Source organism: Longimycelium tulufanense (assembly GCF_014645795.1).
GTDB classification, from domain to species: domain Bacteria; phylum Actinomycetota; class Actinomycetes; order Mycobacteriales; family Pseudonocardiaceae; genus Longimycelium; species Longimycelium tulufanense.
In genome coordinates, this window is record NZ_BMMK01000010.1 from 39,226 (window position 1) to 59,278 (window position 20,053).

General features: G+C 70.8%; 18 protein-coding genes and 1 riboswitch. Of the genes, 4 read left to right on the top strand and 14 right to left on the bottom strand.

What is annotated here, in order from left to right; translation table 11 throughout:
* Positions 1-374 precede the first annotated feature (374 nt).
* Entirely contained in the window at positions 375-1,355 is a 981-nt protein-coding gene (gene holA / locus IEY55_RS12390; protein ID WP_189057243.1) for a DNA polymerase III subunit delta, read from the bottom strand.
* A gap of 102 nt (positions 1,356-1,457) precedes the next feature.
* A riboswitch (SAM riboswitch) is annotated at positions 1,458-1,593 on the top strand.
* A gap of 11 nt (positions 1,594-1,604) precedes the next feature.
* Here holA and thrC point away from each other — a divergent pair.
* A complete protein-coding gene (thrC, locus tag IEY55_RS12395) occupies positions 1,605-2,864 on the top strand; it encodes a threonine synthase (RefSeq protein ID WP_189057245.1) in 1,260 nt (419 codons plus the stop codon).
* A gap of 239 nt (positions 2,865-3,103) precedes the next feature.
* On the opposite strand, the gene IEY55_RS12400 is transcribed toward thrC, so the two are convergent.
* The 9 genes from IEY55_RS12400 to nadD form a co-directional block, all read right to left on the bottom strand.
* Positions 3,104-5,506, bottom strand: coding sequence for a ComEC/Rec2 family competence protein (locus tag IEY55_RS12400; protein WP_189057494.1), 2,403 nt, complete (start codon positions 5,504-5,506; stop codon positions 3,104-3,106).
* Positions 5,507-5,547: 41 nt separating this feature from the next.
* Positions 5,548-6,360: a ComEA family DNA-binding protein gene (locus IEY55_RS12405; protein ID WP_229686303.1), complete on the bottom strand. Its 813-nt coding sequence runs from the start codon at positions 6,358-6,360 to the stop codon at positions 5,548-5,550.
* Between the two features lie 429 nt (positions 6,361-6,789).
* A complete protein-coding gene (locus IEY55_RS12410; protein WP_189057247.1) occupies positions 6,790-7,638 on the bottom strand; it encodes a DegV family protein in 849 nt (282 codons plus the stop codon).
* Positions 7,639-7,674: 36 nt separating this feature from the next.
* Positions 7,675-8,373, bottom strand: coding sequence for a diglucosylglycerate octanoyltransferase (gene octT / locus IEY55_RS12415; protein ID WP_189057498.1), 699 nt, complete (start codon positions 8,371-8,373; stop codon positions 7,675-7,677).
* 26 nt (positions 8,374-8,399) lie between these two features.
* Positions 8,400-9,011: a histidine phosphatase family protein gene (locus IEY55_RS12420; RefSeq protein WP_189057249.1), complete on the bottom strand. Its 612-nt coding sequence runs from the start codon at positions 9,009-9,011 to the stop codon at positions 8,400-8,402.
* Positions 9,008-9,430 (bottom strand): ribosome silencing factor, encoded by a 423-nt coding sequence (gene rsfS / locus IEY55_RS12425; RefSeq protein WP_189057251.1) that lies wholly within the window; start codon positions 9,428-9,430, stop codon positions 9,008-9,010. The genes IEY55_RS12420 and rsfS overlap by 4 nt, the downstream gene beginning before the upstream one ends.
* A 97-nt stretch (positions 9,431-9,527) precedes the next feature.
* A complete protein-coding gene (locus tag IEY55_RS12430) occupies positions 9,528-10,103 on the bottom strand; it encodes a class F sortase (protein WP_229686304.1) in 576 nt (191 codons plus the stop codon).
* Positions 10,104-10,136: 33 nt separating this feature from the next.
* Complete coding sequence (locus IEY55_RS12435) at positions 10,137-10,592, bottom strand: GVDTG sorting domain-containing protein (protein WP_189057253.1); 456 nt, start codon at positions 10,590-10,592, stop codon at positions 10,137-10,139.
* A 205-nt stretch (positions 10,593-10,797) separates the two neighbouring features.
* Positions 10,798-11,430, bottom strand: coding sequence for a nicotinate-nucleotide adenylyltransferase (nadD, locus tag IEY55_RS12440; protein ID WP_189057255.1), 633 nt, complete (start codon positions 11,428-11,430; stop codon positions 10,798-10,800).
* Positions 11,431-11,639: 209 nt separating this feature from the next.
* On the opposite strand from nadD, the gene IEY55_RS12445 reads away from it, so the two are divergent.
* On the top strand, positions 11,640-12,329 hold the full coding sequence (locus IEY55_RS12445) for a nitroreductase family protein (protein WP_189057257.1): 690 nt from the start codon (positions 11,640-11,642) through the stop codon (positions 12,327-12,329).
* A gap of 7 nt (positions 12,330-12,336) precedes the next feature.
* Here IEY55_RS12445 and IEY55_RS12450 read toward each other — a convergent pair whose 3' ends face one another.
* The 4 genes from IEY55_RS12450 to IEY55_RS12465 form a co-directional block, all read right to left on the bottom strand.
* The gene (locus IEY55_RS12450) at positions 12,337-12,570 is read right to left on the bottom strand and encodes a ferredoxin (protein WP_189057259.1); all 234 of its coding nucleotides are present in this window, start codon (positions 12,568-12,570) and stop codon (positions 12,337-12,339) included.
* 11 nt (positions 12,571-12,581) lie between these two features.
* Positions 12,582-13,787, bottom strand: coding sequence for a cytochrome P450 (locus IEY55_RS12455; RefSeq protein WP_189057261.1), 1,206 nt, complete (start codon positions 13,785-13,787; stop codon positions 12,582-12,584).
* 68 nt (positions 13,788-13,855) lie between these two features.
* A complete protein-coding gene (locus IEY55_RS12460) occupies positions 13,856-14,440 on the bottom strand; it encodes a TetR/AcrR family transcriptional regulator (protein ID WP_189057263.1) in 585 nt (194 codons plus the stop codon).
* Positions 14,441-14,450: 10 nt separating this feature from the next.
* Positions 14,451-15,755, bottom strand: coding sequence for a glutamate-5-semialdehyde dehydrogenase (locus IEY55_RS12465; RefSeq protein ID WP_189057265.1), 1,305 nt, complete (start codon positions 15,753-15,755; stop codon positions 14,451-14,453).
* Positions 15,756-15,987: 232 nt separating this feature from the next.
* On the opposite strand from IEY55_RS12465, the gene IEY55_RS12470 reads away from it, so the two are divergent.
* Both IEY55_RS12470 and IEY55_RS12475 read left to right on the top strand, forming a co-directional pair.
* Positions 15,988-18,105 carry a RecQ family ATP-dependent DNA helicase gene (locus tag IEY55_RS12470; RefSeq protein ID WP_189057267.1) on the top strand — a complete coding sequence of 706 codons (2,118 nt, stop codon included), beginning with the start codon at positions 15,988-15,990 and terminating at the stop codon, positions 18,103-18,105.
* 278 nt (positions 18,106-18,383) lie between these two features.
* Positions 18,384-19,955 carry an SLC13 family permease gene (locus IEY55_RS12475; RefSeq protein ID WP_229686305.1) on the top strand — a complete coding sequence of 524 codons (1,572 nt, stop codon included), beginning with the start codon at positions 18,384-18,386 and terminating at the stop codon, positions 19,953-19,955.
* Positions 19,956-20,053 lie beyond the last annotated feature (98 nt).

Below are 20,053 nucleotides of genomic sequence, written 5' to 3' on the forward strand. Positions count from 1 at the left end.
CCATGGTTACGCCGGGGCGCGACTCCCCCACCATTTCCGAGCTTTGTTTGCCTTCTCCCGCACAAGCCGGTTCGGGGCGTGGTTTTGCGGTGCCGTGGCGGGTTTGGCATACCTTCTGTTGCGGGTCGGGTGTGGATCGTGGCTCGCGCTGCTTTCCGCTCTGCTGCCGGACTCTCGGCCCGAGGTTCTACCCGGATGGCGCAGGGTCCTGCCCGGTGCCTGAGCTCCTCAGCTCCCAGGCCGCGACGCACTCGCGCCGGCTGGGCTCTGGTGTGTCCCGGCCCTCCTGCACCGAGTCCGGCCAGCCGGGGTCGATGGGCAGGGCTCCTTGCCCTCGTACCCCAGGACTTCTGTGTCGCTGACCGAGCCCGTGCTCAGCGGGGCTGGTGGGCGTCCAGAATGCGCAGGACGGCGCGCTCCAGCGCGTAGCCAGGATCTGCCGCGACCCCCTTCACCTCGGCGTTGAGGTCGGCCACGACCTGCATCGCGGCGGCGAGCCCGTCCTGGTTCCACCCGCGGGCCTGTGCCTGGGCCTTCTTGACCTTCCACGGCGGCATGCCCAGCTCGCCGGCCAGCCGGAACGGGTCCGCCCGGCCCACCGCCGACACTCGGGCGATCGTGCGCACCGCGTCGGCGAGCGCGTCCGCGATGAGGACATGGGCCACGCCGAGGTGCAGGGCCCACCGCAACGCCTCGAGCGCGCCGACGCGGTCGCCGGTGACCGCCTTCTCCGCCACGACGAACCCGGTCACCTCGGCCCGACCCCGGTGGTAGCGGCGCACCTCGGCCTCGCCGATCTTGCCTCCGGCGTCGGCCACCAGCTGTCCGGCCGCCGACGCGAGCTCCCGCAGGTCCTGCCCCACCGCCTCGACGAGCGCGGCCACCCCGGCCGGGTCGATGCGGCCACCGGCGCGACGCACCTCATCGCGGACGAACGCTTCACGCTCGGAAGGTTTGGTGATCTTGGCGCACTCGGTGAGCCGGGCACCGGCCTTGCGCAGTGCCCCGGGCAGGTCCTTGGCGGCCTTGCTGCGGCCGCCCCCGGTGTGGACCACGACGAGCACGACGCCGTCGGCGGGCTGCTTGGCGTAGGTGGTGACCGCCTCGGCGATCTCCTTGCCCACCTCCTGGGCGGCGTCCAGCACGACCACCCGGCCCTCGGCGAACAGCGACGGGCTGAGCATCTCCGCGAGCTCGGCGGGGGTGATCTCGGTCACCCGGACCCGGCGCAGCTCGGCTTCCGGGTCGGCCAGCCGCGCGGCCTCCAGCGCGGCCCGCACGGCCCGCTCGACGAGGAGCTCCTCCTCCCCGAGCACCAGGTGCAACGGGTCGGGCGTGACGGCGGGAGCACTCACGCCGCGCATCCTCCCACGGCGACCGACACTCCCGGGATGTGGACGCGGCTGGTCGCTGATCGGGACAGTGCCGTAGCGTGTGCGGCACAACCGAACACCGACAGCTCATCCAGAGGGGCAGAGGGACTCGGCCCGACGAAGCCCCGGCAACCGGTGCCGGCCGATCGTGGGACATCTGACGCGAGGCAGCCGGCGACCACGGTGCCAATTCCGGCCCGCCGCGCGGGAAAGATGAGGAGAGACCTCGCGATGACGACCACCGTCGGGACCACGACGACGACCTTCGACCTCGGCCCGGCCGGCGCGCTGGCGTGCCGGGAGTGTGGACACCAGATCCCCCTCGCCGCCGAGTTCGCCTGTGCAGAGTGTTTCGGCCCGCTGGAGGTCGCCTACAACTTCGGTACGGTGCGGCGGGAGGACATCGAGGCGGGACCGCGCTCGATCTGGCGGTACCGCCGGCTGTTGCCGGTTCCGTCCGATGTGGACGACCACCCCAACACGCAGCCCGGCTGTACGCGGCTGGTGCGCGCCGATCGGCTCGCGGCGGCGCTGGGCGTGAAGCGGCTGTGGGTCAAGGACGACACCGGGAACCCGACGCACTCGTTCAAGGACCGTGTCGTCGCCGTCGCGCTGGCTGCGGCGCGGACGCTCGGCTTCACGGTGCTGGCCTGCCCCTCCACCGGCAACCTGGCCAACGCGGTGGCCGCCGCAGCGGCGCGTGCGGGGTGGCAGTCGGTGGTGCTCATCCCGTCCAGCCTGGAGAAGGCCAAGGTGCTCACCACCGCGGTCTACGACGGCGCGCTGATCGCCGTTGACGGGAACTATGACGACGTCAACCGGCTGGCGACCGAGCTGGCCGCCGAGCACGAGGACTGGGCGTTCGTCAACGTCAACGTCCGGCCCTACTACGCGGAGGGGTCCAAGACGCTCGGTTTCGAGGTGGCCGAGCAGCTCGGCTGGCGGCTGCCGGACCAGGTCGTGGTGCCGATCGCGTCGGGCTCGCAGCTCACCAAGGTCGACAAGGCGTTCCGGGAGTTGGGCGAGCTCGGGTTGGTCGAGCCCGCCCCCTACCGGGTTTTCGGTGCCCAGGCCACCGGCTGCTCGCCGGTGTCCGCCGCCTTCAAGGCGGGCCACGACGTGGTGACGCCGGTCCGGCCGGACACCATCGCCCGGTCGCTGGCGATCGGCGCGCCCGCCGATGGCCCCTACGTCCTGGATGCCGTCCAGCGCACCGGCGGTGCCGTGGAGGACGTCACCGATGACGAGGTGGTGGAGGCCATCCGGCTGCTGGCGCGGACCGAGGGGATCTTCGCCGAGACCGCCGGTGGCGTCACCGTGGCGACGGCGAAGAAGCTCATCGCGAACGGCCAGCTCGACCCGGACGCGGAGACGGTCCTGCTGATCACCGGTGACGGCCTGAAGACCCTGGATGCCGTGGCGGACCGGGTCGGTCCCCGCGCGACCGTTCCGCCGCAGACCGCCGCCGTCCGCGAGGCCCTCCGCGGCTGACCCGTACTTCTGGCTGTACTGCCGTTCCAACGGTGACCATGGTGTCTCGGGCTGGCGACTCGTTGATCTGAAAGCCCTTGCCTTGGTGTGATGGGTCTGGGGGCTTCCCCCTCCCCCACCCCTCCCTCCCGCCCCTCGCCCCTGACCCTGACCCCCCGCCCCGATGGATGGCCCTTGCCCGCCCCCACCCGGTGGTGTGGTTTGTGGTCGCGTGGTTTGGGTGTTGTTCGTGGTTGGTGTCAGCGCGGTGGGGAACGGGGTTCTCCCCGCCGGGCGACGGCTGGGCCGTGTTCGGTTGCGACGACGGCGATGTCGCCGTCCTGGTCGGTGCGGAGCACACGGGTGCCGGCGCTGGTCAAGGCGTCGACGACGAGCGGGCTCGGGTGTCCGTAGCGATTGCCGGCTCCGGCGCTGACCAGCGCCACTCGTGGCCGGACGGCGGCCAGGAATGTCGGCAGTGTCGAGCGGGAGCCGTGGTGCGGCACCTTGAGCACGTCGGCTGTCAGGTCGACGTTGTCGGACAGGAGTGCGCTCTGGCCCGCGAGTTCGACGTCTCCGGTGAGGAGTATGCGGCCCGCGGGTGTGGTGGCCCGGAGCACGAGTGAGGCGTCGTTGATGGGCGTGCCGGAGTCGGATTCGGCCGCTGGTTCCGGTGGTTGTCGCACCGGGCCCAGGGTTTCCAGGTGGAGGCCGGGGAGTTGCACGCGGTGGCCGGCTTCCATGACCAGCACCGGCACGCCGGCGCGTCGGGTCAGGCGGTCCACCTGCTGTGCCGCCCAGCGCGGGTGGCGCAGCGTTCCGACCGCCACGGCGCCGACGGCCCTTCCGTCCAGGACGGCTTCCAGGCCGCCGATGTGGTCGGCGTGCAGGTGGCTGAGCACGACCACGGGAATCCGCTGCACGCCCAGGCGCCGGAGACAGGCGTCGACCGGGCCGGGACCGGGGCCGGTGTCGACGACGACCGCTCGGCCCGGTTCGGTCGTGGCCAGGACGATCGCGTCGCCCTGGCCCACGTCGCAGGCCACCGCTGCCCAGCCGGTGACGGGCCAGCCGGGTCGGATCACCCGGGTCGGCACCAGGATGATCAGGAGCAGGACCATACCTGCGGCCAGCAGCGAGCGGAGGCGCTGGAATCGGAGCAGCACGAGGAATCCGAGCGTCAGCGCTGCCAGAAGTAGGCCACCGGTGGTGCCTGCCGGCCAGCTGAGCTCACCGCCCGGCACCTTGGCTGCCCACCGACCGGCCGCAACGAGCCAGTGGGCGGGCGGTCCGGCCAGCCGGACCAGCCACTCGGCGACCGTGGTGGACAGCGGAGCGGTGGCTGCCGCCGCGACTCCGAGGATGGTGACCGGGGCTACCGCCGGTGCCACCACCAGGTTCGCCAGCACCGCCACGATGCTCACCTGGCCGGACAGCGCGGCCACGACCGGTGCGGTCGCCAGGTGTGCGGCGGCCGGGACGGCGAGTGCTTCGGCGATGCCGACGGGAACTCCCTTGCTGCGTAGGGATTTCGTCCAGCGCGGTGCGAGCACCACCAACGCGGCGGTGGCCAGGACCGACAGGGCGAATCCGGGTGCGACCGCGAGGTCGGAGTCGACGATCAGGAGCAGCAGGACGGCGACGGTCAGCGCCGGCAGTGCCGAGCGTTCCCGTCCAACCACCAGCGCGAGTAGGGCGATCGCCCCCATCACCGCGGCCCGCAGCACGCTGGGCTCCGGGCGGGCGAGGATGACGAAGCCGACCAGCGCGAGCCCGGCCAGCAGGCCCGAGGTGCGTGGACCCAGCCGGAGGAGCCGGCAGGCGAGCAGCACCGCCCCGCAGACGATCGCGAGGTTCGCGCCGCTCACCGCCAGCAGGTGGGTGAGCCCGGCGGTGCGGAACTCGGCGATGACCCGCTCGGCCAGGTTCCGGGTGTCGCCGACGACCAGGGCCGGTACCAGGCCGGCCGGTTCCGGCGCCAGCACCCCGGATGCCTCGCGGAGGCCGTGGCGCAGGGTCTCGGCCGCGCCCTGCCACCAGGGCGGTTCCGACACCTGTGCCGGCGACCCGCGCACGCTCAGTACAGCGACCGTCAGGTCATTCTGCTCGGCGGGCACCAGCTTTCCGCGCGCCGTCACGTGTTGCCCAGGCAGCAGGACGGACCATTGATCAGCTGGGGCCAGCAGTAGCAGGCGCTCCCCGTCCCCAGGGATCGCATTGCTACCTGGTACGTCAGCGTGAAGTAGCTCGGCCGGTACCGCGACGCGGCCGGCACCGGCGGGGTTACCACCGTAACCCTGGGTCCGCAGTGGTCGCGGGTCAGCGCCGATCGCGACGCGCAGTTCTGCGAAGGTTCCACGTTGCGCCAGGTCCCGGAGCGGGTGCTCGTGGCTGTGGTGAACTCGGATCGAGACGATCGCCGCGACAGCCACGACAATCCCACATACCAGCAGCATCCCCGCCGCAGTCCTGCTCTTCGGGCGGAAGAGCAGCATCACCGTGAGCGGGAGTGCGAGTGCAGCGCAGAGTGCGCTCGCCCACCAACCCAGGTACAGCCCGAGCAGCGTGACCGCCCATGCGGCCAGTGCGGCCGGGACCAGCCGTAGGTCGAGGACGCGTTCCGGTTCTTCCGTGGCCTGCTTGGCGGCCCGCAGCTGTGCCATCCGTTGGCGCACAACGGCGATCGCCCCTTGGTCGACGCTTTTCATACCGTCACCAACTCACGGAGGCGTGCCAGCCGGGTTTCGCCGATGCCCTCGACCTCACGAAGCTGTTCGACGTTGCGGAAGGGACCGTTTCGGGTACGCCGGTCGACGATGCGTTGTGCCGTCACCGGACCAACCCCGGGTAGTTCGTCGAGCTGCTGGACGCTCGCCGTGTTCAGGTTGATCTTTCCGGTGGTTTCGCCGGTCGGGCCGTCGGCGGCGAGGACACCACCGTCCGCCGCCATCCCACCCGGCACCGGAATCCCGACGTGGACCTGCTCTCCGTCCGCGAGCTTGCGGGCCAGGTTCAGGCCGGTGGTGTCGGTGTCCGGCAGCAGTCCCCCGGCGGCGTCCAGTGCCTCCGCGACCCGTGCGCCCTCGCGGAGGGTGAGGAGACCGGGCCGGTGGACCCGACCCACCACGCTGACGACCATGCGTTCGTCTTGTTGCGCGACCGGGCGCACCGCGGAGCTGGGCACCGTGGTCTGGGCTGCGGGCAATGGCGGGACGAGTTCCGGAGTGGGGCGCCCGAACACCATGTGGGCGGCGAAGCCGACCACGACGAGCAGCGCGAGTACACAGAGGACGATGGCGACGCGGTGGCCTGGGTCGATACGTGCCTGCCGGAGTGCATCCGGCACCCAGCGCGTGGGGCCCTGGTCCTCCTTGCCCTGCGGGGTCGGCGGATCCGGACCACCGTCGTCGGTTTCGGTTCGGATTCGGTGGCGGCCAGGAGCGGGACACCCGGTCAGTGCGGCAAGTCGGGACCTGGTCAGGTCGATGTCGTTGCGGAAGGTCAGCGAGTTGAACATGGCGCCGACGCTAGGACGACCGCAACACCGACGCACCCAAGCAGGATCACGTTGTGGATGGATTCGTCCCCTGTGGACAACTCGCTTCCCATTCGGGTGAAGGAATGGAAGGCCAGCTGCCAGTTCTGCAAGACTGAGAGGTTGCTGATCGTCTCGATGACGCCACGGGCACCCGGGAGGCAGCGAGAAGCCGTGTCAGTCTCGGGCCATGACACTCACCGAGCGATCAAGCAGGCTATGAGCGTCCGTGTTTCCGCGCGTCACCGGCCGAAATTAGTTGATCTTGATTCCACCTTGGGCCAGTGGCACGGCATTGGCATTGGTCTCGGGCGCGGATGGGGCACCCCGCGGAAATCGCCTTGGCCCGGCGCGCCGGCGCCGGGCGCAAGGAACATTGGGTTCAGGGCGAAGCCGCCCGCGCAGCAACGATCACAGGCCGCCGGGAAGCACAACAACGGCAAGGGCCCCCGGTCCGAGATGGGCACCGACCACGGCCCCCACCTCCGAAACGTGGCACTCCCGGAGGTGAGGAAGCCGCGACCGCAGCTTCTCGGCGATCTGCTCGGCACGCTCCCCTGCCGCAAGGTGATGCACAGCCACCGCCACCGGACCATCCCCCGCCGCCTCGACGGCCCGATCCACCAACCTGGCAGCAGCACGGCTCGTCGTGCGCACCTTCTCCAGCGGAACGATGCGGCCGTCCTCGACGTGCAGCAGCGGCTTAATAGCGAGAGCCGAGCCGAGCAACGCCCGCGCCCCACCAATGCGGCCACCGCGGCGCAGCCACTCCAGGGTCTCCAGGCAGAACACGGCGCGCGTACGTGTCGCCACATCCCCAGCCATCCCGGCAACAGTCCGCGCATCAGCGCCAGAAGCAGCCGCGCGGGCAGCGGCCAACACGGCGAAACCGAGCCCCATGGCGGTGGAGCGGGAGTCAACGACGTGCACCACGTCGGATCCCACCTCAGCAGCGGCAGTACGCGCGGCCTCGACGGTGCCGGACAGCTCGCCCGAAATATGCACCGCAACCACCGCATCCGCCCCGTTCCCCAGCGCGTTCCTGTAGGCCGCCGCCAGCTCCGCCGGGGTGGCCATCGAGGTGCTGACCGGCCGGCGCCTGGCCATGACGGCGGTCAGCTCACCGGGACCAAGATCCACACCATCCAGGCGGTCGCTGCCGTCGAGGTTCACGTGCAGCGGGACCACGTGGACGTGATGGTGGTCGGCAAAGCCCTGCGGCAGGTAGGCGGTCGAGTCGGTGGCGACGGCTACGGGCACGAGTCACCAGCCTACGTGCCGCCGAACCCCACCCGGTCAAGCGTGTTGCAACCTGTGGGTGATCAGATCGGCGAATGCTTGGCCTACCTCGGCATGAAGGTGCCAACCCCAGTGCATGCCGTCCGGGTTCGTGTCACCGGCCGCCAACCCGGGCCCGACAAGCGCCGGCAGGTCGACCAACGGGATGTCAACCCGGCTCGCCCAGCTCCGGATAGCAGCACACGCCGGTGCATGGCCGGTGTGGACACCGGCATAAGCGGGCGCGCGATGCACCGACGGCACGATCCCCACCACGGGCAGATCCGGCCGAAGCAGACGGACGGACCGCACGCAACGGTTCAGGTAGCGCACGCTGGTCTTGGGCGGCAACGCCACCGGCCGCCCACGGAGCAGGCGGGCCAGGTGGGGTTGGGCGGCGAGATAGGCGCGCCGCACCCAACTGCGAAGCGGGTCCGGGCGCAGGTAACGGATGCCCTCACGCAGTGCCGTGGGAAGCGGCGAAGGCAGCGTGTCCATGCTTCCGACCGCGAGGACCACGACGTCAGCCTCGGGCAGCAGCGCCCAGATCCGCGGGTCGCGGGTCAACGCCCACCAGCCGTCACGGGCGGTCCAGCCGAGCCCTGCGAACAGCTCGGCGGTGCCACCGAGCCGGGCGGCGGCGACGTTGGGCCACAGTCGTGGATCGTCGGCCGGGCAGGGCCCGGTCGGGCCGTGGAACGCCAGTGAGTCGGCCATCACCAGCAGCCGCGGACCGGTTCGGCTCAACCGCCGAGCCCCGCGTTGTAGGCGAGGAGGCGCCACCGGTTGTCGCCCTCGCGCCGGCCGAGCACCGTCCAGTGGCAGTTGGTGATCCCGCCGAGCTGGGTCCAGGCCGCGAGCGGCAGGCCGAGCATGCGGCCGGTCAGGGCGCTGATGAGCCCGCCGTGCGCGCACAGCAGGGCGGTGCCGTCGAACTGGGTGTCCAGCTCGGCGACCACCTCCGCGGCGCGCGCGGCCACCTCCACGCGCGCCTCGCCACCGGGTGGGGCCCAGCGCGGGTCGCTGCGCCAGGTGTTCAACGCACCTGGCCAGCCCTCCTCGACCTGGGCGTAGGTGAGGCCCTGCCAGTCGCCGAGGTGGGTCTCCCGGAGCCGCTTGTCCAGCCGCACGTCGGCACCGGTCTCCGCGGCGTAGACGGCGGCGGTGTCGGCGGCCCGGTGCAGGTCCGAGCTAACCACGGTGGTGGGCAGGAACCCGGCCAGCACGGGCACGGCCTGGCGCGCCTGGGCCAGCCCGGTGTCGGTGAGGTGGGAGTCGTACTGGCCCTGCAGCCGGCCGGTGGCGTTGTAGTCGGTCTCCCCGTGCCGCCACAGCACGAGTCGGGTCAGGCTCACGCGGAGCTGTCCTGTCCGCCGGCGCCGTTCACCTGTCCGGCGAGCTGGTCAGCGGGCACGCCGGCCTCGACGAACTCGATCCGCGGGCAGTCCTTCCACAGCCGTTCCAGGCCATAGAAGCTGCGCTCCTCGGCGTGCTGCACGTGCACGACGACGTCGACGAAGTCGAGCAGGACCCAGCGCCCCTCCCGGGTGCCCTCGCGCCGGGTGGGCTTGGTGCCCCGGGCGCGCAGCTTCTCCTCGATGTTGTCCACGATCGCCTCGACCTGACGCTCGTTGGGCGCGGAGGCGATCACGAAGCAGTCGGTGATGACCAGCCGCTCCGAGACGTCGATCACGACGATGTCGTTGGCCTTCTTGTCCGCGGCCGCCTGCGCGGCGACCAGCGCAAGTCGACGCGCCTCGTCGGTCGCTGCCACGTTGCTCCTCTCCGTCCGCGCGGTCGTGCCCGGACGAGTTATGTAGGGTACCCGCCTCCGGCGGCTCACCGGTTACCCCGCGGTGGCGGACCCGGTGTCAGTGAGTCCGACGAGCGAAGGCGACAACGTTGTCACGGTAGCGCTGGGTGGGGTGGTCGAAGTCACCGCCACATGTGACCAGCCTCAGTTCGGACCCGGGCGTGTCGCCGTAGACGGCGCGGGTGGGGAAGGCGTTCTTGTCGTGGCGTTCGACACGCTCGTTCACGAAGACGGCGGTCGTGCCGTCCGCGCGGTCGACGAGAATCTCGGCACCGCGCGAAAGCTCGGGAACCCGGAAGAACACCGCCGGCCCGCGGTAGGAGTCGACGTGACCAACGATGACCGCGGACCCACGCTCACCGGGTTCCGGGCCATCCCGCCACCAACCGGTACCAGCAAATGTGCTCGGCGGAGGCAATTCTCCCTCGGGTGTGAGGTCGAGCGGCTCAATCGGGGCGTTGACATCAATGACGGGAATTCGGATTCGGACCGGATTGGCGGCCTGCGGGTCGACCGGCACCCCGGTGTTCGCGTGGTCACTCGAACCGCAGCCAACCGCGAACAGGAGCCAGGCCAGGCCGGTGACGGCCGCCGCACGGGCACGACCGCCACCGGCCCAGCACCTGCCCCTCACGTTCCCGCCACGGAATCCTGTGCGAGGCCGCACTCACCGGTCGGTCCGCCGGCGCACCACCAGGACAGCGGCGGCCGTCACGGTGGCTGCTGCGGCCAAGCCGACCGGCACCAGGAGTTCGGTTCCGGGATCGGCCGCTCCACCGGCGCCCGTTTCCACACCGCCCACGGGTGGTGGCCCGTTGTCCCGGTCGGAACGGCCGTCCTGGGCAGGACGCCTCTCCTGGGTGGGAAGCCCGTCCTCGGCGGGACGCTGCCGCGCGGCATCGTCGTCCCGGTCCGCTCTTCGAGGAAGGTGCTCGCAAGCGATGCCGTTGTTGTCCCCATCGAGCCGATGCGGATCTCGTGGATCCTCGAGCAGCTTGGCCTGTGCGTCTTCCTGGTACGGGAAGTCGGCGCAGTCCAGGTCCTGCGCTGAAGCGCTGCCAGCTCCCATCAGTGGGGTCCAGCTCACCAGCACGCCGGCCGCGATCAACGTCCGAACGCACATGACGCCACCCCTTTCTCACGAAGAATGGCCAAGGGCAACGTAACCGCGGACCAATACGTCGACTACATCAACGTTGCGAAACCGACTTCCGAGCGAAGACGAAAATCGAAATGGGTACGGCAGGGACACCCAACATGCGATTACTCGCGACGAAACCACACGGGAGAGGGAAACATTTCCCACCGTGTGGGTTTCACCGGTCCGGTCAGGCGTCGGGGTTGCGGTAGAGGCTTCGCTTGGTGATGTACTGCACGACCCCGTCGGGGACCAGGTACCAGACCGGCAGGTTGGCGGCGACCCGTGCCCGACAGTCGGTGGAGGAGATGGCCATGGCGGGCACCTGGATGAGGCTGATGGCGCCGCGCGGCACGTGCGTGTCGTCCAGCTCGTAGCCGGGTCGGGTCACCCCGATGAAGTGCGCGAGGTCGAACAGCTCGTCGACCCGGTGCCAGGACAGGATCTGCTCCAGCGCGTCCGCGCCGGTGATGAAGAACAACTCGTCGTCGGGGTACTGGGCGTGCAGGTCACTGAGGGTGTCGATGGTGTAGGTGACGCCGCCGCGGTCGATGTCCACGCGGCTGACGGAGAACCGGGGGTTGGAGGCGGTGGCGATGACCGTCATGAGGTAGCGGTCCTCGGCCGCGCTGACCGCGCGCCCGGTCTTCTGCCACGGCTGCCCGGTAGGCACGAAGACGACCTCGTCGAGGTGGAACCGTGCCTGCACCTCGCTGGCCGCCACGAGGTGGCCGTGGTGCACGGGGTCGAACGTGCCGCCCATCACGCCGAGACGGCGGCGGGCGGCCTCTCCGGCGGGACGCTCGGCCGTTGCTCCGGACATGGGTTGTGAGCCTACGAGACGGAGAGGGAACGGTTCGGACGCGCCGGCCGGTTGCTGGGGGTCGAACCGGCCGGTCCGGACCACCCCCCGATCGACCCGGCAGCAGGGGGACGCGCGGACCGGCCCCCGATCACGCCGACCTCATGGTGATCCCCACCTCACCCTTTCGGGTGTCATGGGGGTGGTGTGGCAGCGGACATACTCCGGCCATGAGGACCTGGACCCCGATGCACGGCCAGCCCTACCGCGCGGTCCCCTACCGGCCGCACCGGCTGCCGCTGGCCGAGTCCCTGGCCCGTTCCAGCGAGCTGCGCAAGCGGATGGACGAGCGGCGCACGGTGCGCATGTTCGCCCCGGACCCGGTGCCCGAGCAGCTGGTGCTGGACGCCATCGCGGTGGCCAACACGGCCCCGTCCGGCGCACACCAGCAGCCGTGGACGTTCGTGCTGGTCCAGGATCCCGAGATGCGGCGGCGCATCCGGGAGGCCGCCGAGCACGAGGAGCGGATCTCCTACTCGGGGCGGCTGGGCGAGGAGTGGCTGGCGGCGTTGCGGCCGCTGGGCACCGATGAGCACAAGCCGCACCTCACCGACGCACCGCATCTGATCGTGGTCTTCCAGCAGCGGTTCGCGTTGCGGCCGGACGGCTCGACCTACAAGCACTACTACGTGGACGAGTCGGTGGGCATCGCGGTGGGCATGTTGCTGACCACGCTCCACCTGTCCGGCCTGGCCGCGCTGGTGCACACGCCGAGCCCGATGCGCTTCCTGTCGGAGGTGTTGGGTCGGCCGCGCAACGAGAAGGCGTTCGCGGTGGTCCCGGTGGGCTACCCGGCCGAGGACGCGGTGGTGCCGGACCTGGTGCGCAAGTCACTGGACCAGGTCGTCGTACGCGTCTAGCGCCGAGCTAGTCCGCGGGCGGTGCCAGCTGCCGCCCGGTATCGACGTCGGTGACGCGGATGGCCTCCACCGGGCAGGACTCTGCCGCGGCCAGCACCTGCTCATCCGGCTCGATCCGTTCGGCCAGCGGCTGGGAACGCCCCTCGACCAGGTCGAACGCGTCCGGGGCGGTCCCCACGCACATCCCGCTGCCGATGCAGGCATCCCGGTCCACCTCGACCTGCCACCGTCGCCGGTCCACGTCCGCACTCCTCACCAGCTCACCGGCAGCTCGCGGAAGCCCCGTACGAGCATGCCGTCCTTCCAGGCCAGCTCCTCCTCGGCGACCGCGACGTGCAGCGTCGGCAGGCGGCGGGCGAGGGCGGCCAGCCCCTCCTGCAGCTCCATTCTCGCCAGCTGCGCGCCCAGGCAGTGGTGGACGCCGTGGCCGAAGCCGAGGTGCGGGTTGTCCCCACGGGTGATGTCGATCTCGTTCGGCCGAGCGAAGACGCGCTCGTCCCGGTTGGCCGAGCCGATGGAGGCGAGCACCGGCTCCCCGGCCTGCACCAGGTGGTCGCCCACCATCAGGTCCTCCTTGGCGTAACGGGGGAAGGACGCGGACACCCCGAGCGGCACCCAACGCATCAGCTCCTCCACGGCTCGGGGCACCAGCTCGGGTTGCTGGCGGAGCAGCTCCCACTGGTCACGGTGCCGGTCCAGGGCGTAGACGAAGTTGGGCAGCTGGCTGGCGGTGGTCTCGTGGCCGGCGACGAGGAGCCCGGCGAGCAGCTGAACGAGCTCCTGCTCCTGGAGATCTCCGGCCTCGTCGCGGACCTGCACCATGGCGGTGATCAGGTCCTCGGCCGGTGCAACCCGGCGACGCGCCACCAGTTCCCCCATGTAGGCCCACAGCTTCCCGGCATAGTCGCCCACCGTCTCCGGCGGGAGCAGCGTGGTCGACAGGAAGGCGTCGGACCAGGTGCGGAAGTCGGCACGGTCCGCGTAGGGGACGCCGAGCAGGTCACAGATCACCGACACCGGTAGTGGCAACGCGTAGTGCTCGACCAGGTCGACGGGCGAGCCGTACTCGATCATCTCGTCGACCAGGCGTTCCGCGATGCGTCTGGTGCTCTCCCGCAGCAGCTCGACCCGGCGGGTGGTGAACGCTTTGGTGGCGGGCCGGCGCACGCGGGTGTGGTCGGGCGGGTCGAGGTTGAGAATGCCACCGGCACCGGGTTGTTGCGGCGTGGTGCGCGGCACGGCCGGGCCGACGGCCATCTGCCGGCTGAAGCGGGAATCGCCGAGCACCAGCCGGACGTCGGCGTAGCGGGTCGCCAGCCAGCAGTCGTCGCCGTAGGGCAGGCGGACCCGCGCCAGGCCCGGGGTGTCGCGCAGCCGGGCGTACTGTTCCTCCAGGTCGAGCCCGCGGCCGTTCCCGAAGGGATATGCCAGGGATTGGGCGGCGACACCGGTGTCCATGAGCTTCAGCCCCCTCGAAGTAAGCGGTCGCTTACCTCCAGGCAACGTATGGCGACACGGACCGGTGATCAATCGCCCGTCTCGGTGGCCGCCGACCGGCCCACCTGTTCCAGCAGCTGGCGGGTCGCCCGCACGACCAGTTCCCGCACGTGTCCTGGATCCGCGCTGGCCAGCGGTTCCTTGTCCAGGACCGTACGGAGCAGCCCGATGCCCAGCAACCAGGCCAGGACGAGGTCGGCCCGCAACGCGGCGTCCGGCTCGTTGGTGAGGGCGGACAGCCGACCGCCGTACTCCCGGCCCAGTGTCTCCCGCAGCAGCTCCACGGCGCGCTCGTGGCCGGCGGAGCGCAGCAACGCCCGCAGCGCGTGCGGCACTCGCCCGCTGTCGTTGTCCTCCAGCATGTTCGCCAGCACCCGGTGCACCAGGGTCTCGTCCGGGCCCGCCAGCAACTCCTCGCCCTGGGCCGCCAGGACCTCGGCGAACAGCTCCTCCTTGGATCCGAAGTAGCGGAAGAGCAACGCCTGGTTCACGCCGGCGCGGGCGGCGACCTGTCGCACGGTGGTGCGGTCGAAGCCGCGCTCGGCGAACAGTTCGGCGGCCGCCGCGAGCAGCGCGGCACGGGTGCGCGCGGCGTCGCGCGCCCTCCCCGGCATCGCCGGGCCGTCAGGACGTGGGGCGAACGTGCCCCTCGCCCCAGACCAGCCACTTGGTGGAGGTCAGTTCCGGCAGCCCCATGGGGCCACGGGCGTGCAGTTTCTGGGTGGAGATCCCGATTTCGGCGCCCATGCCGAACTCACCGCCATCGGTGAACGCGGTCGAGGCGTTGACCATGACCGCGGCGGCGTCGACCCGGGCGGTGAACCGGCGGGCGGCGTGCACGTCGTCGGTCACGATCGCCTCGGTGTGGCCGCTGCCGTGCTCGGCGATGTGCGCGATGGCGTTCTCGAGCGAGTCCACGACCTTGGCGGCGATGTCCAGCGACAGGTACTCGGTGTCCCAGTCGGCTTCTTCCGCGGCCACCACGTCAATGCCGGCCAGGCCCGCGAACCGCTCGTCGGCGTGGATGGTGACGCCGGCGTCCGCGAGCGCGCGGGCGATCCGTGGCACGAACCGACCGGCGAGATCGGCGTGCACCAGCAGGGTCTCCGCGGCGTTGCAGACGCTGGGGCGACGCGCCTTGGCGTTGACCACGATGCGTTCGGCCATGTCCTGGTCGGCCGCGGCGTCGACGTAGACGTGGCAGTTACCCACGCCGGTCTCGACGGTGGGAACGGTGGCGCCCTGCACCACGGCGTTGATCAGGCCTGCCCCGCCGCGCGGAATGACCAAGTCCACCAGGCCACGCGCGGTGATCAGGTGCTGTACGGAGGCCCGGTCGTGGCAGGGCAACAGCTGCACGGCGTCAGCCGGCAGGCCGGACGCGGACAGGGCGTCGCGCAGCACGGCGACCAGCGCTTCGTTGGACCGCTCGGCGGAGGAAGATCCGCGCAGCAGCACGGCGTTGCCGGCCTTGAGCGTCAGCCCGGCCGCGTCGACCGTCACGTTGGGGCGCGCCTCGTAGACGATGCCCACGACACCGAGCGGCACGCGGACCTGGCGCAGCTCCAGGCCGTTGGGCAGCATGCCGCCGCGCACGACCTCGCCGACCGGGTCGGGCAGGCCGGCCACCAGCCGCAGTCCCCCGGCGATGTCCTCGACCCGGCCTTCGGTGAGGGTCAGCCGATCGAGCAGGGCGTCGCTGAGACCGGCGCTCCGCCCCCGGGCGAGGTCCTGGGCGTTGGCGGAGAGGATCTCGGTGCAGCGCTCGCGCAGCGCGCCGGCCATGGCGTGCAACGCTTCGTCCTTGCGTTGCCGGGTGAGCACGGCCAGCTCGGCGGCCGCGGCACGCGCCCGGCGCGCCGCGGAGTAGACCTGCTCGCGCAGGTCGACGGCGGCCGCGGCGGACTCGGCTGGGGTGAGCGTAGTCACGTGCCCCAGCCTAGTCGCCGGGCGGCGAGTGGCGTGTGGGGCGGTCGGGGCGGTGTTGGATTGCTCGGCTCCGGGCTCCACTGCGCGCCTTACCGACGCGATGCTCGACCGACGCGATGCTCGCTTCGCCCGTCACCACTGTGTTGGACTGCTCGGCTCCGGACTTCGCTGCGCGCCTTACCGACGCGATGCTCGCTTCGCCCGTCACCTCGCGGTGAGGTAGGGATAGGGCATGGACGAGCGGGCGCTGCGCGATCTCGCCGAGGAGCGGCTACGGGCGTTGGCCGGGCCGGACGCCCGGCTGCGCGCGGACCAGTGGACGGCGATCCACGCCCTGGTGGTGGACCGGCGGCGGGCACTGGTCGTGCAACGCACCGGGTGGGGGAAGTCGGCGGTCTACTTCGTGGCCACCGCATTGCTGCGCGAGTTGGGCGAGGGGCCGACGGTGATCGTGTCGCCGCTGCTGGCGTTGATGCGTAACCAGGTCGAGGCGGCGGCGCGCGCCGGGGTGCACGCGGCCACGATCAACTCGGCGAACCGCGAGGAGTGGGCCGAGGTGGAGGCACGCGTCGCCGCGGGCGAGGTCGACGTGTTGCTGGTCAGCCCGGAACGGTTGAACAACCCGGACTTCCGCGACAGCGTGCTGCCGGAGCTCAGTGCGTCGGCCGGCCTCCTCGTGGTGGACGAGGCGCACTGCATCTCGGACTGGGGTCACGACTTCCGCCCGGACTACCGGCGGCTGCGCACGCTCATCGCCGGGATGCCGACGGCGGTGCCGGTGCTGGCGACCACGGCGACGGCCAACGACAGGGTCGTCCGGGACGTGGCCGAGCAGCTCGGTCTCGGTACCCAGGAAGCGTTGGTGCTGCGGGGGCCGCTGGATCGGGAAAGCCTGCGGCTCGGTGTGGTGCGGCAGCCCGACCGGCGTCCGCTGACCGCGGAGCGGCGGCTGGCCTGGCTGGCCGAGAAACTCCACGAGCTGCCCGGCTCCGGAATCATCTACACGCTCACGGTGGCCGCGGCCGACGATGTCGCCGCCTACCTGCGGGAGCGTGGGCACGAGGTGGTTGCCTACTCGGGTCGCAGCGATCCGGCTGACCGGCAACGCGCCGAGGCCGATCTCCTTGCCAACCAGGTCAAGGCGTTGGTGGCGACCTCGGCCCTGGGAATGGGTTTCGACAAGCCCGACCTGGGTTTCGTGGTGCACCTGGGAGCGCCCTCCTCTCCCATTGCCTACTACCAGCAGATCGGACGTGCCGGGCGCGGCGTGCGGCGAGCCGAGGTGTTGTTGCTGCCAGGGCACGAGGATCGCGACATCTGGAGCTACTTCGCATCGCTGGCGTTCCCGCCGGAACCGGTCGTGCGGCAACTGCTGAACGCTTTGGCCGAGGCCGACGGCCCGGTGTCCACCGCGGCTCTGGAACCGCGGGTCGAGCTGAACCGCACGCGGCTGGAGGTCGTGTTGAAGGTGCTCGACGTCGACGGCGCCGTGCGGCGCGTGCGCGGCGGCTGGGAGGCGACCGGGCAGCCGTGGCACTACGACGCCGAGCGATACGCGCGCGTGGGCGAGGCGCGTCGCCGCGAGCAGCAGGCGATGGTGGACTACCTGGCCACCGAGGGCTGCCGCATGGAGTTTCTGTTGCGCCAGCTGGATGATCCGCACGCCGCGCCGTGTCGACGGTGCGACAACTGCACGGGACAGCACCGTTCGACCGAGGTCGACGATGCCGAGCTGGCGGCGGCCCGGGACCAGCTGCGGCGCCCCGGTGTCGAGCTGACGCCGCGCAAGATGTGGCCGACGGGAATGGCGGCGTTGGACGTGCCGTTGTCGGGTCGGATTTCCGCGGCGGAAGCGGCAGAACCGGGCCGGGCGTTGGGTCGGCTCACCGACATCGGCTGGGGAAACCGACTGCGCGAGCTTCTCGCCGTGCAGGCTGCCGATCAGCCCGTGCCGGATGACGTGTTCGACGCGTGTGTCCAGGTGCTCACGGCGTGGAACTGGGCACAGCGGCCGGCGGGTGTGGTCGCGGTGGCCTCGCAGCGGCGACCGAAACTGGTGTCCAGCCTGGCGAAGCGGCTGGCCGCGATCGGGCGGTTGCCGTTTCTGGGCGCGGTCGGCAGCCAGGGCGAGGTTCGGTCGAACGCCAACAGCGCGCAACGGCTGGCGGGGCTGTATCACGCGCTGCACCTGCCGGAGCCGGTGGCCGGAGCGGTGCACGAGCTCGCAGGTCCGGTGCTGCTCGTGGACGACTCGGTGGACTCGGGTTGGACGATGACGGTGTCGACCCGACTCCTGCGGTTGGCGGGTGCGCCCGCGGTACTTCCGTTCGCCCTCGCCGTGACCGGGTGACCGAAGAGCCGTCCTTTCGCCACAGCTCGGGTTCGGCCTCCTCCGAACCGGGGCGAGCAGCGAACCGGGTCGGATCCTGTGCGCGGCGCGGCAGCGGCCCGGGAAGCCACGACCTCGCCGCCGGTCGCGATCGGTCCCGCCGCTGAGGTCGTGCCGGACCGTTCAGCGCAGGAGAAAGCCACCCGCGGCCCGGGTTCCGTTGGCATCAGCCGTCCGGTAACTTGCGTCCCCCAACCTGTAACTTGCATCACACCACGCGGTGGGACTGGGGAGGCGCGGTGGCCGACGGCACGGTGTCCGAGCAACGAGACTCGACGAGCACACTGGCCGAACCGGTCCGAGCATCGATGCGTGCTCGTGTCGGCGTCGGGCTGGGGCCGTTGCTCGCTGTCGCGACCTATCTCCTGCTACCGGCCGACTCCGATGGTCTCACCCCCGAGGGCCGCGCGGTGGCTGCGGTCGGCGTGCTGATGGCGGTGTGGTGGGTCTGCGAGTCCTTGCCCCTGGCCGCAACCGCGCTGCTGCCCATCGTCTGCTTTCCGCTCCTGGGCGTCAGCACGGTCCGCGAGGCGACCACGCCCTACGCCAACGACATCATCTTCCTGTTGATGGGCGGGATGATTCTCGGTTTGGCGATGCAGCGATGGAACCTGCACCGACGGATCGCCCTGCGCACCATTCTGACCGTCGGAACCAGCCCCATCTACGTCATCGGCGGTTTCATGGCTGCCACCGGATTCCTGTCCATGTGGGTCAGCAACACGGCGACAACCCTGATGATGCTGCCGATCGCGTTGTCCTTGATCACGACCGTGTTCCAACACTTTCGGAGCACCGAGAACGGGTACGGCGACAGCAACCCGGTCGACGACAGGGACGGCCGCACGTTCGCCGTCTGCCTGGTGCTCTCGATCGCCTACGCCGCAAGCATTGGCTCACTGGGCACCCTGATCGGGACACCACCGAACGCCATCATGGCCGCGTTCCTCAACGACAACCACGGCATCTCCATCGGGTTCGGACAGTGGATGGCGATGGGTGTGCCGTTGGCGGTCGTGTTCCTCGTGGTGGCTTGGTTCATGCTGACCAGGGTCATCTTCCGGATCAAGCTGCCCAGCATCCCCGGCGGGAGGGCACTGTTCCAGCGGGAGTTGCGTGAACTGGGACCACTGAGCCGCGGTGAGCGCACGGTGCTGGTCGTGTTCGCCTGCACCGCGGCGGCGTGGGTCCTCCGGGAACCGATCACAAACTGGGGCTGGTTGACCAGTCATGCCCCCGGCATCGGCAACCTTTCCGACACCGGGATCGCGATCGCGGCAGCGCTGGCGTTGTTCTTCATCCCCGTCGATGCCCGGCGCGGTGTCTTCGCGATGGACTGGGCGACCGCGGTCAGGCTGCCGTGGGGAATGCTGCTGCTCTTCGGCGGCGGCCTGTCCCTCGCCGCCGGCATCAGGTCCAGCGGCTTGGACAAATGGATCGGGGCACAGGCGACGGCGCTCGGTGACGCGCCCACCGTGGTGCTGGTGCTCGTGGTCATCGCGGCCGTCCTGCTGCTGACGGAGGTCACGAGCAACACCGCAACCGCCACGACGTTCCTGCCCATCCTGGCCGCAGCCGCCATCGGGACGGGCAGCGACGTCCTGCTGTTGGTGGTGCCCGCGACGCTGGCGGCCTCGTGTGCGTTCATGCTGCCGATGGCGACAGCACCGAACGCCCTGGCGTTCGGCTCGGGTTACGTGACGATGCCCCAGATGGTGCGCGCCGGCTGGTGGCTGAACCTGGTGGCGATCGTGCTGATCCAACTCACGATCTACGCCCTGGGCACGTGGACGCTGGGAATCCGTCTGTAGAACAGTGCGCTCTGGAACGAGCTGGGGCGGCAACCGATTTCGAGCCGAACCGCCCAACGACGGGGAGCGGCCGCGGGCACGTCCCGTCGGCTGCGGCC

Bases quoted from the DNA above. Each gene is read 5' to 3' on its own strand.
- IEY55_RS12400 (WP_189057494.1), bottom strand. From the start codon at position 5,506: ATGGCACAGCTGCGGGCCGCCAAGCAGGCCACGGAAGAACCGGAACGC.
- thrC (WP_189057245.1), top strand. From the start codon at position 1,605: ATGACGACCACCGTCGGGACCACGACGACGACCTTCGACCTCGGCCCG.
- nadD (WP_189057255.1), bottom strand. From the start codon at position 11,430: ATGTCCGGAGCAACGGCCGAGCGTCCCGCCGGAGAGGCCGCCCGCCGC.
- IEY55_RS12460 (WP_189057263.1), bottom strand. From the start codon at position 14,440: ATGCCGGGGAGGGCGCGCGACGCCGCGCGCACCCGTGCCGCGCTGCTC.
- IEY55_RS12435 (WP_189057253.1), bottom strand. From the start codon at position 10,592: ATGTGCGTTCGGACGTTGATCGCGGCCGGCGTGCTGGTGAGCTGGACC.
- IEY55_RS12445 (WP_189057257.1), top strand. From the start codon at position 11,640: ATGAGGACCTGGACCCCGATGCACGGCCAGCCCTACCGCGCGGTCCCC.
- IEY55_RS12405 (WP_229686303.1), bottom strand. From the start codon at position 6,360: ATGTTCAACTCGCTGACCTTCCGCAACGACATCGACCTGACCAGGTCC.
- IEY55_RS12470 (WP_189057267.1), top strand. From the start codon at position 15,988: ATGGACGAGCGGGCGCTGCGCGATCTCGCCGAGGAGCGGCTACGGGCG.
- octT (WP_189057498.1), bottom strand. From the start codon at position 8,373: ATGGCCGACTCACTGGCGTTCCACGGCCCGACCGGGCCCTGCCCGGCC.
- IEY55_RS12455 (WP_189057261.1), bottom strand. From the start codon at position 13,787: ATGGACACCGGTGTCGCCGCCCAATCCCTGGCATATCCCTTCGGGAAC.